The sequence below is a fragment of the Halobellus sp. MBLA0158 genome (genome assembly GCF_041477585.1).
Lineage (GTDB): Archaea > Halobacteriota > Halobacteria > Halobacteriales > Haloferacaceae > Haloquadratum > Haloquadratum rubicundus.
This window is the reverse complement of record NZ_JBGNYA010000001.1, coordinates 2816021-2830922: the sequence shown is the minus strand read 5'-3', so window position 1 is coordinate 2830922 and position 14902 is coordinate 2816021. Positions and strand designations below refer to the sequence as shown.

Here is a 14902-nt window from a genome sequence, read left to right as displayed (position 1 = left end):
ACACACCAAAATTAACGTTCGGCCGAATCGAGCCGCTCTACTCCGGACTGACGCGTTCGGCTCGGGAACCGACATCTGTCGCCGACCGGACGTGGTATCTCAGTGATATGCTTACGTTTTAGTAGCGATACGGGGAACGTGCGATCGTATGAACGGGAACCGCTTCGTCGTCGCCCTCTTCGGTATCCTCGTCACCGCCGTCATCGGCGCGCTGGCGTACCAGTTCATCGCGCCGCTGACGATCTCGGTGTTCCTGTACTACTCGACCCGCCGCTACCACCACGCCCTCCGCCGCTTCCGGCTGCCCGCCAACGTCCGCGCGGCCATCGTGATGGCCTCCCTGGCCATCCCCCTGATCTTGCTGATCAGCTACGCGACGATCCTCCTGGTCGTCGAGGCGCGGGCCTTCATCGACCAGTACGCCCTCATCGATGTCGCGAGCCAGAACTTCGAGTGGTTCGCGGGTGTCAACGACATCCCCGAGTTCACGGTCCAGGGGCTCTACGACGCGTACCAGTCGGGCGATCTCGCGCCCTTCATCGACTTCGCCACCGAGCACGCGAGCTTCCTGACGACGCTGATCTCGGACTTCTTCTTGAACCTCTTCGTCCTCACCATCGTCACCTACTACCTCCTGGTGGACGGCCACCGGATCAGCGACTGGCTCCTCCAGTTCGACGACGGCGCCATCATCCGGGAGTACCTCGAAGCCGTCGACCGGGAACTGGAGAAGGTGCTCTTCGGCAATCTGCTGAACGTCCTCGCCATCGCGCTGATCGCGATCGGCTCGTTCAGCGCCTACAACGTCTTCGTGCCCGCGGGCGCGGAGATCCCCTACCCCGCGCTCGCGGGCGCGCTCACCGGGATCGCGAGCCTGATCCCCGTCGTCGGGATGAAGATCGTCTACGTCCCGCTGACCCTCGCCACCGCGCTCCGGATCGCGCTCTCGGGCGACCCGACGAACCTCGTGTTCGTGGCGGGCTTCTTCGTCGTCGCGGTCGTCGTCGTCGACACCATCCCCGACCTCGTCCTCCGGCCGCTCCTCAGCGGCGAGCAGACCCACGTTGGCCTCCTGATGCTGGCCTACACGCTCGGACCGGTCGTCCTGGGCTTCTACGGGCTCTTCCTGGCGCCGATGCTCCTCGTCGTCGGTCTGACCTTCGCCAACACGGCGCTCCCGCGGCTGCTCGACGAGAATGCGACCGCCGAGGCCACCGCGTCGCCGAAGCCCGTCGACGGACGCTCACAGCGTCCGGACCCCCCAGACGACGCCGGCTCGCCGGACGAGCGACCGACCGGCTGATCGGACTGATTTCGACGACCGCTATCGAATCGCACGACGACTCCGGCCCAGAACGCTTATCAGCTCTTCTTGTCAGTTTACGGTAGATGAAAGCCAGCGGATCTCCCGAGCTCGGGATTCGCGTCCTGGTGGTCGACCCGCCCGCGGGAGACACCCTGGATCTCACTTCCCAGCTCGCCCCGGCGATCGAGGGGGACATCTCGATCGACACCGTCTCCGGACTCGATCCCGCCCGCGAGCGACTCGCCAGCGAACACGTCGACTGCGTCGTCTGTCGGCACAGCCCGCCGGCGATCGACGGCGTCGAAGTGCTCACGGAACTGCGGGAGGTCCGGCCCGAGGTGCCGATCCTCCTCGCAACCGACGCCGACGCGGCCGGGACGGTCTCCGGCGCCGCCACCGACGTCGTCACGCTCACCGACGGACGGATCAACGGGCCGGTCGCGATCAACCGCATCCGTTCGATCGCGACCCAGACGCGCGACCGAGGAAAGTACGAACAGATCTTCGAGGCGGCCACGGACGGGATCGTCGTCCACGACGCCGCCGGGACCATCCTGGAGGCCAACGACCGCTTCTTCCGGATGCTCGGCTACGACCCCGACCGCGAGGCGACGCTCACGTACGTGGACGTCCTCGTCGAGCGCGGCGGCTACTCCGAAGCGGAGGCCCACAAACTGATCGCGTCCGCGTCCGAGACGGGCGGCCACACCGCCGAGTGGCTGGTCCGGAGCGACGACGACGACGGCGGCGGCCAGTGGGTCGAGGTCCAGCACAAGCCGGTCGAGATCGGCGGCGCCGAGCGCGTGCTGGCGTTCGTGCGCGACATCACCGCACGCAAAGAGCGGGAGGCCGCGCTCCGCGAGAGCCGGGAGACCCTCCAGCGCCTCAACGAGATCACCGCCGACCCCGACCTCGCCTTCGACGAGCAGGTAGAGCGCCTGCTCGAACTCGGGCGGGACCGCCTCGGGCTCGACATCGCGTACCTTTCGCGGATCGACGAGGACACAGGCGAGTTCGAGATCGTCCACGCCCAGGCTGACCACGACCTCGTCCGGCCCGGCCTCAAGACCGAACTGGCGAACACTTACTGCCGCTTTACGGTCGACTCGGAGTCGCCCTTCGGCGTCACACACGCCCGCGAGGAGCTCCCCGACCCCTCCCTCTATCAGGAAGTCGGCTTCGAGTGCTACCTCGGCGACGAGATCGTCGTCGACGGCGAGCTCTACGGGACGCTCTGCTTCGCCGACGAGTCCCCGCGCATAGAGCCGTTCTCCGAGGCGGAGCGGACCCTGATCGACATTATGGCCCAGTGGCTCCGCCGGGGGCTCGAAGAGCGGCGGTACCGGAGCGACCTCGAACAGAGCCAATCGCAGATGGAACAGACCTTAGAGCGCGTCGACGACGCGTTCTTCGCGCTCGACGACGAGTGGCGCGTCACCTACGTCAACGAGGCGGGCGCGGACGTCCTCAGGGGGGCGATGGAGGCCGACTACGAGGACGCGGAACTGATCGGTCGCCACCTCTGGGACGAGGTCCCCGAGGCGGTCGACACCACGTTCTACAATGAGTACCACCGCGCCCTCGAAGAACAGGAGTCCGTCTCCTTCGAGGAGTACTACCCGCCGCTCGACGTCTGGTTCGAGGTCCGGGCCTACCCCGACTCCGACGGCATCTCCGTGTACTTCACCGACGTCACCGCCCGGAAGGAACACGAGCGGGAGCTCGAACGCTTCCACGACCTCCTGGACCAGACCGAGCGGATCGCCAACGTCGGCGGCTGGGAGATCTCCACCGACGGCGAGGAAGTGTTCTGGACGGACTACCTCTTCGAGCTCCTGGGCGTCGAGGCCGACGAGGAGCCGCCCCTCGACGAGGCCCTCGACGTCTACCACGAGGACGACCGGCCGATCATCGAGAACGCGGTCGAGGAGGCGACGACCGCCGCGGCGTCCTTCGACGTGGAGCTTCGCTTCTGGAAGTCGGAGAACCAACTCCGGTGGCTCCGCGTGCAGGGAATCCCCGTCGTCGAGGACGGCGAGGTGGTGCGGATCCGCGGGGCCGCCCAGGACATCACAGAGCGGAAAGAGCGCGAACAGACGCTCGGTCGGCTGCTCCGGGCCGCCCAGCAGCTGATCCGCGCCGGCACGGTCGAGGACCTCCTCGACGCGATCGTCGGGGGGACCGACGCCGTCTTCGGCTACGGGCTCAACTCCGTTCGACTCCACGACCCCGACGCCGGGACGCTCCCGGCGGCCAAGATCTCGCCCCAGGCCAGCGAGTACGTCGACGATCTGCCGGTCTACGACGACGACGAGGGACTCCCCGGGGAGGCGTTCCAGTCGGGCACGCCCAAGCTCGTCTCTGACGTGAGCGAGCATCCCGAATTCGACTACGACACGATCGAGTCGGCGATGTTCGTCCCGCTCGGCGACCACGGGGTCCTCGGGGTCGGCGCGCTCGAAACCGACGCGTTCGACGAGGACGACGTCGCGCTCGTGGAGCTGCTGGCGCTCGTCGCGACCGGCGCGTTCGACCGCCTCGAACGGGAAAGCGAGATGCGACAGCTCCAGCGGATCGTCGCGCACGTCGACGAGATGGGCTTCCTCCTCGACGACGAGGACCGCTTCACCTTCGTGACCGGCCCCTTCGCGTCCTACGTCGGCCGCGACGCCGATGCGCTCGTCGGGGAGCGACTCCCGGACCTGCTCGCCGACGCGGACGCCGAGACGTACCGCGAACTCGACTTCGGCAACACGGCCTCCGAGCGGACGACCGCGACCCTCGAAGTCGATATCCGGACCGACGACGGGATCCAGCCCGTCGAACTCGAACTCTCGCGGACCGACCCGGACGGCGACGCCGTCACCACGGCCGGCGTCGTGACCGACATCTCCGAACTCGCGGCGACGCGGACCGACCTCGCGGCCGAGCGCAAGCGCTTCCAGGAGCTGTTCGAGAACCTCCCGGATCCGGTCGTCGAGGTGACGTTCCGCGACGGCGACCCGATCGTGCAGTATCTCAATCCGGCGTTCACGGACGTCTTCGGCCACGAGTCAGAGACCGTCCGGGGCCAGAACATCAACGACTACATCGTCCCGGACCGCGAGCGCGAGGACGCGCTGTCGCTCGACGCGCAGGCGATGGACGGCGAGCAGACGCGCGTCGAGGTCCAGCGCGAGGCCGAAAGCGGCTATCGCGACTTCCTCCTCCGGGTCATTCCGTACCCCCGGGAAGAGGGGATGTCCGCCTTCGCAGTCTACACCGACATCACCGACCAGAAGGAGCGGGAACGGTACCTCCAGGTGATGCACCGCGTCCTCCGGCACAACCTCCGCAACGACATCAACGTCGTGCTGGCGTTGGCCCAGCAGTTGCGGGAGAACATCGAGGACGAGCGGCTCTTCGATCACGCCACCACGCTCGAACGCAACGCCCAGGACATCGCCTCGCTGAGCGAGAAGGCCAAGGAGATCGAGCGGGTGATCGGCCAGCGCGGCGACGAGACGGCCGCCGTCGACGCCGCCGCGCACCTTCGCGAGACCGTCGCGTCGTTCCGCGAATCCCACCCCGAGGCCTCGCTGGAACTCGACGTCCCCGAACCGCTGTGGGTCCGCGCCAACTCGGATCTCAAGCGGGCGTTCCAGGAACTCATCGAGAACGCCATCGAGCACAACGACGGCGACGCGCCCCGGCTCCGGATCGACGCGGAGCGCGGCGACGCCGATCTGATCCGGCTCCGATTCAGCGACGACGGCCCCGGGATCGCCGACACGGAGTGGGGCGTCGTCACCGGCAAGACGAACATCACCCAGCTCACCCACGGCAGCGGGCTGGGGCTCTGGCTGGTCCGGTGGCTCGTCGAGTCGTTCGGCGGCGAGATCGGCCGGGAAGAGCGCGGCGACGGGACCACGATCGTCGTCTCGCTCCGTCGCGAACGGCCGGACGCGCCCGAGCCCAATGCCGGCACCGAACAGGTGACGTCCGAGGACTGACCCGAGCCGTCGTCCGCGTCCGACCGATCGGCTCGCCGCCGCGGCCCGCACAACCGTTTTGCGCCCCGGGATCGATCCCTCACCTATGACTGTCGTCGCACTGCTCAGCGTCGCACCGGTGATCGAAGGGAGTATGGCGGAGGAGGTCGCGGCCGCGGTCGACGCCCTGGAGGACTTCGACGTCGACTACGAGACGAATCCGATGGGGACCGTGATCGAGGCCGACGACGTCGGGACGCTCTTCGCCGCCGCGGAGGCCGCCCACCGCGCCGTCGACGCCGACCGGGTGAGCACCGTCCTGAAGATCGACGACAAGCGGACGAGCGACGACGGCGCCGAGCGGAAGGTCGCGGCCGTCGAAGAACGGCTCGGTCGGCCGGCGCGCAGCGCCGCCGACGGGGAGTAGGTCGACTGCGCTAGTCGTCGCGCTCGCGTCGGAGCGCCAGGAGCGCGGCCGCCAGCAGCGCGACCACGGCGGCAACGGCCCCGAAGCCGGGCGTCGTCGTCGGGGTCTGGACCGTCGGGATCTCCGTCGTGGTCGTCGCCGAGGTCGGCGGCGAGGTCGTGTCCGTCGGCGTCGCCGTGGTCGTCGTGGTGCTGATCGTCGTCTCCTCGGGCGTGTCGGTCGTCGCGGTCGGGATCACCGCCTGGACCGTGCCGTCGACCTCCAGGTCGGACGCGGGCCCGGTGTCGCTGACGGTGATGGTGTAGTCGTCGCCCGGCTCCGTGTCGTTGAACGACAGCGTCACCAGGAACTGCCCGTCGGCGTCGACGGTCGTGGAGGCGGTCTTCAGGAACGCGGGTCGGACCCCGTCGGCGCTCCGGACGCGGATCGACAGTTCCGTGCCGGGCGCGACGGTCGCCTCGCCGAAGACCTCCTGACCGCTCGCGGCGGTGACGTTGAACGGCTCGTTCATCGTGAGTTCGGCCTGCGTCAGCGACAGCGTCGTCTCGACGACCTCGTCGTCGCCGCCCTCAGTCAGGTCGAGGTCGTTCTCGTCGTCGCCGAAGACGGTGAACGACGCCCGGAGGTCGTCTTCGTCGTCGATCGAGCCGTAGTCGTTCTCACCGGGGTCGATCGCGCCGTCGTTGTCCTCGTCGCGGACGCCCGAGGGACCGAACTCGCCGGTCCGCGTGACGACGTAGTAGGTGTCGTTCTCCGAGTCCGCGATCACGCGGGAGTTGCTCGCGTTCAACTGCAGGACGAGCGGGTCGCGGTTCGGACCGGGGTCCTGCTGTTCGACGGTGAACTGCGCGGCCGGTGAGGCCTTGCTCCCGTTCGCGAAGGAGTAGAACTCCGAGGTGACGGTGTCCTCGCCGCGGGCGTCGAGCGCGCCTTCGAGCCCCGTCGCCCGGATCTCGTAGAGGACCGCGTCGCCGAAGGCGATCTCCGAGTCGCGCGTGACCCAGTTCTCGTCGGTGCCCTCCCGGACGTCCTCGGGCGCGTCGAGGTTGCCGTAGCGGTTCCGCGGCGCCGTCCAGGTCCGGATCGCGATCGTCTCGCGCGGCCGCAGGTCGATCTGGCCGACGTCCGTCAGGCGCCCGTCGATCGAGGCCTCCACCGGGTAGAGCTCGGCGTCGAGGAGGTTCGAGACGCCGACCGAGACCTCGCCGCTGACGATCTCGTCGTCGTCGCTGATCTGGATCAGGTCGTTCTCGTCGGAGAACGAGCCCGTGGGGTAGGTCGTGGCCGCGTAACTGTCGAAGTAGATGGTCACGCGACCGTCGCGGTCGTCGCCGCCGCCGTCGCGGACCGTCACGTTCGCCTCGTAGCCGACGCTTTGACTTCCGATCCGGATCGTCGCCTCCCGGGTGTTCTCCAGTTCGACCGGGATGGCGACGACGTCCCCGCGCGCCTCCTGGATCGTGCTTCTCGTGAATACGGCCTCGGCGTCGCCGGCCTCGCGGACGGTGATGGTGTCGGATTCGACCGTGATGCCCGTGACGGTGTCCGTCGCGCGGATGGTGTACTCGCCCGTTTCGAGGCCGAGCTGCTCCAGATTGTAACTGAAGTCGTACTCGCCCTGGCCGGAGAGTTCGACGAAGCGGTCCGAGACGCCCTCGACGGGGTCGCCGTCGTCGTCGAGGAGTTCGAGCCGGATCTCCCGGCCGCTGACCTGCGCGGAGACGGTCCCCTCGATCGCGTCGAGGTTCGTCACGTTCTGGTCGTCGATGCCGAGGGAGAGATCCAGGGAGCGGAGGGTGATGGTGGCGGTGCTCTCTCCTTCGATGTCGGCCTCGTACTCACCGAGCGACTCGCCGTCCGTATCGAAGAGGAAGACCCGGCTGTTCGTGCCGGTCGACCCCGAGAAGAAGTAGTTGTCCGTGTCGTCGCTCGTCCCTTGGAGCGTGACGCCCGTACCGGTCGAAGACGTGACGATCGAAACCGTCGAACCCTTGTACACGGTGGCGTCTTCTCCGCTCCGAACGACCGTCGGTGCGAATCTGACCGATTTGTCCCCGGCGTTGTCGAGGGCGTTGCCGTCGGAGTCGACGATCCCGTCGTCGAGTCGGAGCGTCAGCTCTTGGCTGTACGTATCATTCAGTTCGATGGTCGCTCGACCCTGCGCCTCCGAGACGCTGTCGACGATGTCGCCCGTTATCTCTTCTTCCTCTTCGTTGTACAGGCCGTAGTTACTCTGGAAGTTCGAGACGTCCTCGGAGAACGCGACTTCGATTTGGGGCGAGTTCGCCGACGGGAGGTATTGGATCGCGCTCAGGAACCGGGGAGAACCTTCGGCGCCGCCGACGAACTGGACGGTGAGGTCCTCCGTGGCGGTCGCGTCACGGTCGTCGTCACTCGCATCGATGGTCACGCCGTTCGTGTACGTCTCCTCTTCCTGCCCCTCGGGCACGGCCGGACTGGTCAGATTCACCGTCCCGTTGAAGTAGACGGTCTCGGTTCCGGAGGTGGCTGTAAGTGTGGGGAGGCTCCCTTGTCCGGACGAATCTGTCAACACCTCGCCGCTGGCGTTCTTCACGGTGAGGTCGTAGCTCTCGACGGTGAAATCGTTCGAGACCGTGATCGAGTAATCGGTACTGTCACTCGGGTCGACGCCGGAAACGGAGTAATTGTAGGTGTGTCTGTACTCCGTCTCCTGATCGACTGTCGTCGGCGAGAACGAACTTCCACTTACGGAACTGACCTGTAGATCGCTGTTCGTGACCGTGAGCGTGTCGTCGTAACTCGCGGTCGTCCCGTCGTTGTCGCTCGCGTTTACTTTGATCGTGTACTGCGTGTCGGAGCCAACAGCGGGGCTGGTGATGTCGACGGTTCCAGCTAGGTAGACTGTCTCTGTCGAGGGCGTAGCCGAGATGCGCAGTCGGTTCCCCCGGATCACCGCTGAATCGTTCAGTACCGCGCCGCTCTCGTTTTTCATCTCGACCTGCGGATTGCTGATGTCGAACTCTCCGGGGACCGAAAAGGAGAGTGTCGTTTCTCCGCTCGTATTGACGCCGGTGAACGTATAGTTGAAGCTGTACTCCTGCTGTGTCTCTTCTCCGACGCTATCTGGGGACAGTCCCCCGGAAGTCGGGGAGACGTTGTCGACGGCTGCTGCTGAGCCAGCGAACGCGACGCTCCCAGCGACCGCTGATAGTACTACCAGAGTCGCGAGCGCGACCGCGCGTAGTTGGGGGGTGAATCGTGTCATAGTCGTTGGGCTGTGGTGGGCGGCAGAGTCCGTGATTCGACCGTTTCGGGCGGTTTCGTCGACTGTGGTTCGTGCGTGCGCCGGTGCGGAGGCCGAACGCGGTGAGGGCGTTCGCGAATATCCTATACAGTCGACAGTCCGAGAGGAAGAAAACAGCAGAGAGACAAAGGCTTTGTGTGAGATCCCTCCGGCGTGTCTCGATCTTTGCGGCGTGATCTTTCGTCTCACTCTGCCCGCTATAATTATCGGTATTGATAACTAAGGCACTAGATTTAACCCAGAGTAGGGCAGACTGAGTGTATGGAGTTCAAAAAGCTGTTCACGGACGATTCGGCGGTGTCGCCGGTGATCGGGGTGATCCTGATGGTCGCGATTACCGTGATCCTGGCCGCCGTTATCGGTACGTTCGTCCTGAACCTCGGGGGGAGTATTCAGAACACAGCTCCGCAGGCGAGTTTCAACTTTGATTACAATACATCGGCGGGCGACGGTGAAGTCACCGTTACTCATCAAACTGGAGACACTCTCCAGAAGTCACAGATTAACGTGACGTCGTCAGGGGGGGCGCTCACTAACACGAACCCAAGTGACTGGCCGACTGAGATCACCGCTGGTGACTCAAACACCTACAACACCTCTGGTGCCTGGAGCGGCGAGACCATTCGCGTCGTCTGGGAGTCGGACACTGGTGATAACTCGGCCACGCTGAGCCAATCCACCGCGCCGGGAGCATAATCAAATGAGGCTCAAGCAGCTGTTCACGGACGACTCGGCGGTGTCGCCGGTGATCGGGGTGATCCTGATGGTCGCGATCACCGTGATTCTGGCCGCCGTTATCGGCACGTTCGTCCTGAACCTCGGGCAGGAAGTCCAGCAGACGGCGCCGCAGGCGAGTTTCAACTTCGACTACGAAACTCAGGGGGACAATAACGTCACCATCACCCATCAGACGGGTGATTCAATCGACACCGCCTTACTGAACACGACTGGGCTCAATGGGGGCGCAAAAAGCGTGGCTTGGAGTGCAAGAACGGGAAGTAGTACGGTTTCAGCGGGAACGAGCGCTGAATTCAACAATACCGTAGACTGGGACGGCGAAACGATCCGTGTGGTCTGGACGTCCCAAAACGGGGAGAATTCGGCTACGCTGAGTCAATCCACGGCGCCCGACGAGTCGTAGACGAACCGAATTTTTTCCGGATCTTTTTCAGCGCTTACGAAGCCCCTCGCAGCGCGGCTTTCGATCCAATCACCGATCTGCCGAATCAGTTGAGTAGTTCTGTTCGTAAACCGCACTCAGACCGCTGGCGAACCTTCGGACGTCCCGACGAGCCACGTGCCGATCGTCACGAGCGCGGCCGCAGGCACCAGCGCGTAGGTGAAAATCTGCGCGGAGCTCGGCAGAATGCCGGGAACGAACAGGAGCGTCCCGACGACTATGAGTGCGATACCGACGAGCACGCGAGTGCTATCGAACAATCCCATAGTCGGAACTACGAGGCGCGGAATATGGACTTTCCGCTTCACGCCGTCGTTCGAGCGCCGCAGACGACGACCCGCGTGGGGTTGCGCTTAAACGGTCGCCGCCCGACGGGCCGTGTATGGACGCCGGAATCGTCACGGTCGGCAACGAACTGCTCGCGGGCGACATCGAGAACACGAACGCGACGTGGCTCGCCGACGAACTCACCGGGCGCGGCGTCGACGTCGCACGGATCGTCGTCGTGCCCGACGACGAGCCAATCCTCGCGGAGACGATCCGCTCGTGGCGCGAGCGCTTCGACGCCGTGCTCGTCACCGGCGGTCTCGGCGGGACGCCCGACGACGTGACGATGGACGCCGTCGCGGCCGGCCTCGACCGCGATCTGATCGTCGATCCCGTCGCCGAGGCCGACGTCCAAGAGACGATCGATCGCATCTTCGAGGAGAACCCCGATCTCGACTTCGACCTCCGGGCCGAGTGGTACGCGTCGATCCCGGCGGGCGCGACGCCGATCCCGAACCCCGAGGGCCTCGCGCCCGGCTGCGTCGTCGACGACGTCTACGTGCTCCCGGGGATCCCCGAGGAGATGCGTGCCGTCTTCGAGAACGTCGCCGGGGACTTCGCGGGCGAGGTCGCCACGCAGACGCTCTATTCGCCGGAGCCCGAGGGCGCGCTCGCCTCCGTCCTGGGAGCGGTCGCCGAGCGGTTCGGCGTCCGCGTCGGGAGCTATCCGAACCGCGACGCCAGCCACACCCGGCTCAAAGTCACCGGCGACGACGAGGCCACGGTGACCGACGCCGTCGAGTGGCTCCGCGCGGAGGCCGACCTCGAACTGACGCTCGCCGAGGAGTGGAACGACGCCGTCGAGGAGGCCCCCTAGCGCGGCCGCATTCTCACCGCGGATTCGGGAGGTTCGAGCGCTCTCGCGGGGACAGCGAGGAGAGCGTCCCCCGCGACTGGATGATGTTGAACGCGGTCACCAGATCGGAGCGCGAGATGAGACCGACCACCTGCCCGTCGCCGTCGACGACGGGGAGCCGCCCGACGTCGTGCTGTTGCATCTGCTCGATGGCCGTCATCGCGTCGGCGTCGGGGGAGATCGTCGCCACGTCGGCGGACATCACGTCGTCGACGCGGTAGGCGTCGCGCTCGACCTCCCGCACCGACCGCGCGTCGTCGAGGGTGACCATCCCCACGAGCCGGTCGCCGTCCATCACCGGATAGCCGGTGTGCCGCTCGGTGAACATCCGTTCGAGCAGGTCGGCGACGCTCGTGTCCTCGCTCACGACGTCGAGGTCCGCGCGCGGCGTCATCACGTCGCGGACAGTGACGTCCTGGAAGGCGGCCTTCATCACGGTCTGTTGGGCCTCCGAGGAGGCGCCGATGTAGATGAAGAAGGCCAGCGCGACCAGAAAGAGGTTCGCGAACAGGCCGAACAGCCCGAGCAGGAATGCGAAGACCTTGCCGACCTCGGCGGCGATCTGGGTCGCCCGCGCGTGCGGTCGATTTCGCGCCAAGAGCGCGCGGAGCACCCGTCCCCCGTCCATCGGGAACCCCGGGAGCATATTGAAGGCCGCGAGGACGACGTTCGTCAGTGCGAGGTAGCCGAGTACGAACTTCGCGGGATCGAGCGTCGACGGGAGCGCCAGAAACGCGATGTAGGAGACGACGCCGAGGGCGACGCTGACGATCGGACCCGCGATCGCGATCGCGAGCTCCTGCTTCCAGTCTTCGGGCATCTCCGCGAAGCTCGCGACGCCGCCGAACAGCCACAGCGTGATGGAGTCGATGCGGTAGCCGTACCGCATCGCGACGAGCGAATGGCCGAACTCGTGGAGCAGGACGCAGACGAACAGCCCGAGCGCCGCGGCCGCGCCGAGGACCCACTGCATCGACCCCGCCGTGAGCGGGCCGACGTCGATGGCCGATCCGAACAGGTCGTTCACGACGCCGGTCAGCTGGGCGACGTCGGTTCCGATGAGCCACGCGAAGAGGGGCAGAACGAGCAGGAAGGTGAGATCGAGCTTGATCGGAATCCCGAACGCGCTCCCGATGCGGATGCCTCGCATACCGACCGTTAGTCGGGCGCGGGACTTAAGTCCAATCGCGCTTCGTCGCGTCGGCTCCGGCAACTGCGACTGCGACTGGACTGCGGTCGGTCGATAGTCGTCGGCAGACGAACCGCTGAAATACCTCGTTCTCCTACCCCCACCCGTGTCACAACAGGTCGGGACCGTCGACACGCTCTTCCTCCACGAGTCCGGCGACGACTTCCTCGCGGTCGTCGAACGCGACGGCGAGCGGGTCTTCCGCGCGCGGCTCGAACTGAAGGAGACGAGCGCCGGCCCGCGCCCCGCGAAGTTCCGGGTCGTCCGCGGGTCGAACGAGGAGCCGCGGGACCCGAGCCAGTTCGTCGAGATCGCGCGTCGAGCCTCCCGCATCCGCATCTCCGAGCAGACCTCGAAAGCGCGCCGAAAAGAGCTCCAGGAGATGCTCGACGGCTACCAGCTCGACGCCTTGGTCGTCCGGACCTGCCGCTACTGCGCCTCCGACGGGCGCTACTCGCCCATCACCGAGGAGACGGCAGTCAAGACCGACCGGGAGTACATCTGCCCCGACTGCGCGAAGCGCGAACTGGAGCGCGAACTCGACTTCTCCGCGTCGGGCCGGCTCACCGGCGCCGCCCAGGACCGCCTCGAAGAACTGCTCCTCGAAACCCAGGACCTCGATCGGATCTCGAATCTGCTGTCCGGCGGCCTCGATCCCGATCTCACGAAGTTCGACACCGTCAGCGCCACGACTGACGAGGTCGACCTCGTGGAAACCTCCACACTCGATCTCCACCCCGAACTCCAGCGGCGGGTCGAGGACCGCTTCGACACGCTCCTGCCGGTGCAGTCGCTCTCTGTCGACAACGGTCTCTTCGCGGGCCGCGACCAGCTCGTCGTGAGCGCCACCGCGACCGGGAAGACGCTCGTCGGCGAGCTCGCGGGTCTAAACCGCGCGCTGAAGGGCGAGGGGAAGCTGCTCTTTCTCGTCCCCCTGGTCGCGCTCGCGAACCAGAAGCACGAGGACTTCGAGGATCGCTACGGCGACCTACTGGACGTGACGATCCGGGTCGGCGCCTCCCGCATCAACGACGACGGCAACCGCTTCGATCCGAATGCCGACATCGTCGTCGGGACCTACGAGGGGATCGACCACGCGCTCCGGACGGGCAAGGACCTCGGCGACGTCGGCACCGTCGTCATCGACGAGGTCCACACGCTCAAGGAGGAAGAGCGCGGCCACCGGCTCGACGGGCTGATAAGCCGCCTCAAGTACTACTGCGAGGAGCGCGCCCAGGATCGTAGCGGCTACGACGGCGCGCAGTACGTCTACCTCTCGGCGACGGTCGGCAACCCGGAGTCGCTCGCCGAGCGCCTGCGGGCGACGCTCATCGAGTTCGAGGAGCGGCCCGTGCCGATCGAGCGGCACGTGACCTTCGCCGACGGTCGCGAGAAGCCCGACATCGTGAACAAGCTCGTTCGGCGGGAGTTCGACTCGAAGTCCTCGAAGGGCTACCGCGGCCAGACGATCGTCTTCACCAACTCCCGGCGGCGGTGCCACGAGATTTCCAGAAAGCTCGAATACGACTCCGCGCCGTACCACGCCGGCCTCGACTACGGCCGCCGCAAGCGGGTCGAACGCCAGTTCGGCAATCAGGACCTCGCGGCGGTCGTCACGACCGCGGCGCTGGCGGCCGGCGTCGACTTCCCCGCCTCGCAGGTGATCTTCGATTCGCTGGCGATGGGCATCGAGTGGCTCTCCGTCCAGGAGTTCGAGCAGATGCTCGGCCGCGCGGGCCGCCCCGACTACCACGACAAGGGGACGGTCTACCTGCTCGTCGAGCCGGACTGCACCTACCACAACTCGATGGAGATGACCGAAGACGAGGTGGCGTTCAAGCTCCTGAAGGGCGAGATGGAGGATGTCCTGACCCACTACGACGAGACCGCGGCCGCCGAAGAGACGCTGGCGAACGTCGTCGTCGCGGGCAAGCGCGCAAAGCGGCTGAACGACCGGATGGTCGGTGACGTCCCCACGAAGCACGCGCTCGGCAAGCTCCTCCAGTGGGAATTCATCGACGGCTTCGAGCCCACGCCCCTCGGCCGGGCGGTCTGTCGGCACTTCCTCTCGCCGAGCGACGCGTTCCGCATCCTCGATCTCATCCGCTCGGGGACCGACCCCTACGGCCTCGTGGCGGAGATGGAACTGCAAGAGGAGCGCTGACGCCCCGAGACAGAACGCGTCGCTGTCGATCGTGATGCGGGCGACGGCGGCGCCGCTCTCGACTGGCTGGCGAACAGGCGGTACACTACCCGTGCCCGCGCCGACGTACCGCACGCCCGCGACCCGGCGCGGGGCCGTTCTCAACGCACGCGCCATCTGGCCGCCGTTTCGTATATAAATTGTCGGTCCGGATCCC

10 protein-coding genes and 1 pseudogene are annotated in these 14902 nt (G+C 66.4%); 7 read left to right on the top strand and 4 right to left on the bottom strand.

Annotation, left to right across the window (positions count from 1 at the left end; translation table 11 throughout):
- Positions 1-148: 148 nt before the first annotated feature.
- The 3 genes from OS889_RS14345 (at position 149) to OS889_RS14335 (ending at position 5704) form a co-directional block, all read left to right on the top strand.
- The gene (locus OS889_RS14345; protein WP_372390897.1) at positions 149-1303 is read left to right on the top strand and encodes an AI-2E family transporter; all 1155 of its coding nucleotides are present in this window, start codon (positions 149-151) and stop codon (positions 1301-1303) included.
- An 86-nt stretch (positions 1304-1389) separates the two neighbouring features.
- Entirely contained in the window at positions 1390-5298 is a 3909-nt protein-coding gene (locus OS889_RS14340; protein WP_372390895.1) for a PAS domain S-box protein, read from the top strand.
- 85 nt (positions 5299-5383) lie between these two features.
- A complete protein-coding gene (locus OS889_RS14335; RefSeq protein WP_372390894.1) occupies positions 5384-5704 on the top strand; it encodes an MTH1187 family thiamine-binding protein in 321 nt (106 codons plus the stop codon).
- Between the two features lie 10 nt (positions 5705-5714).
- Here the strand turns inward: OS889_RS14335 and OS889_RS14330 are convergent, their stop codons facing one another.
- Both OS889_RS14330 and OS889_RS14325 read right to left on the bottom strand, forming a co-directional pair.
- On the bottom strand, positions 5715-8678 hold the full coding sequence (locus OS889_RS14330; protein ID WP_372391627.1) for a DUF7827 domain-containing protein: 2964 nt from the start codon (positions 8676-8678) through the stop codon (positions 5715-5717).
- 177 nt (positions 8679-8855) lie between these two features.
- Positions 8856-8951, bottom strand: a pseudogene (locus tag OS889_RS14325) (surface glycoprotein); the annotation flags it as partial.
- Positions 8952-9251: 300 nt separating this feature from the next.
- Between OS889_RS14325 and OS889_RS14320 the strand changes: the two are divergent.
- Complete coding sequence (locus tag OS889_RS14320; RefSeq protein WP_372390892.1) at positions 9252-9686, top strand: type IV pilin domain-containing protein; 435 nt, start codon at positions 9252-9254, stop codon at positions 9684-9686.
- Positions 9687-9690: 4 nt separating this feature from the next.
- Complete coding sequence (locus OS889_RS14315; RefSeq protein WP_372390890.1) at positions 9691-10131, top strand: type IV pilin domain-containing protein; 441 nt, start codon at positions 9691-9693, stop codon at positions 10129-10131.
- Between the two features lie 116 nt (positions 10132-10247).
- Here the strand turns inward: OS889_RS14315 and OS889_RS14310 are convergent, their stop codons facing one another.
- A complete protein-coding gene (locus tag OS889_RS14310) occupies positions 10248-10436 on the bottom strand; it encodes a DUF8178 family membrane protein (protein ID WP_372390888.1) in 189 nt (62 codons plus the stop codon).
- Between the two features lie 116 nt (positions 10437-10552).
- Between OS889_RS14310 and OS889_RS14305 the strand changes: the two genes are divergently transcribed.
- Positions 10553-11314 (top strand): competence/damage-inducible protein A, encoded by a 762-nt coding sequence (locus OS889_RS14305; protein ID WP_372390887.1) that lies wholly within the window; start codon positions 10553-10555, stop codon positions 11312-11314.
- Between the two features lie 13 nt (positions 11315-11327).
- Here OS889_RS14305 and OS889_RS14300 read toward each other — a convergent pair whose 3' ends face one another.
- Positions 11328-12503 (bottom strand): M50 family metallopeptidase, encoded by a 1176-nt coding sequence (locus OS889_RS14300; protein ID WP_372390885.1) that lies wholly within the window; start codon positions 12501-12503, stop codon positions 11328-11330.
- Positions 12504-12648: 145 nt separating this feature from the next.
- Between OS889_RS14300 and OS889_RS14295 the strand changes: the two genes are divergently transcribed.
- A complete protein-coding gene (locus tag OS889_RS14295; RefSeq protein ID WP_372390883.1) occupies positions 12649-14706 on the top strand; it encodes a DEAD/DEAH box helicase in 2058 nt (685 codons plus the stop codon).
- Positions 14707-14902: the final 196 nt, after the last annotated feature.

Bases quoted from the DNA above. Each gene is read 5' to 3' on its own strand.
- OS889_RS14300 (WP_372390885.1), bottom strand. From the start codon at position 12,503: ATGCGAGGCATCCGCATCGGGAGCGCGTTCGGGATTCCGATCAAGCTC.
- OS889_RS14315 (WP_372390890.1), top strand. From the start codon at position 9,691: ATGAGGCTCAAGCAGCTGTTCACGGACGACTCGGCGGTGTCGCCGGTG.
- OS889_RS14305 (WP_372390887.1), top strand. From the start codon at position 10,553: ATGGACGCCGGAATCGTCACGGTCGGCAACGAACTGCTCGCGGGCGAC.
- OS889_RS14330 (WP_372391627.1), bottom strand. From the start codon at position 8,678: ATGAAAAACGAGAGCGGCGCGGTACTGAACGATTCAGCGGTGATCCGG.
- OS889_RS14310 (WP_372390888.1), bottom strand. From the start codon at position 10,436: ATGGGATTGTTCGATAGCACTCGCGTGCTCGTCGGTATCGCACTCATA.
- OS889_RS14340 (WP_372390895.1), top strand. From the start codon at position 1,390: ATGAAAGCCAGCGGATCTCCCGAGCTCGGGATTCGCGTCCTGGTGGTC.
- OS889_RS14345 (WP_372390897.1), top strand. From the start codon at position 149: ATGAACGGGAACCGCTTCGTCGTCGCCCTCTTCGGTATCCTCGTCACC.
- OS889_RS14320 (WP_372390892.1), top strand. From the start codon at position 9,252: ATGGAGTTCAAAAAGCTGTTCACGGACGATTCGGCGGTGTCGCCGGTG.
- OS889_RS14335 (WP_372390894.1), top strand. From the start codon at position 5,384: ATGACTGTCGTCGCACTGCTCAGCGTCGCACCGGTGATCGAAGGGAGT.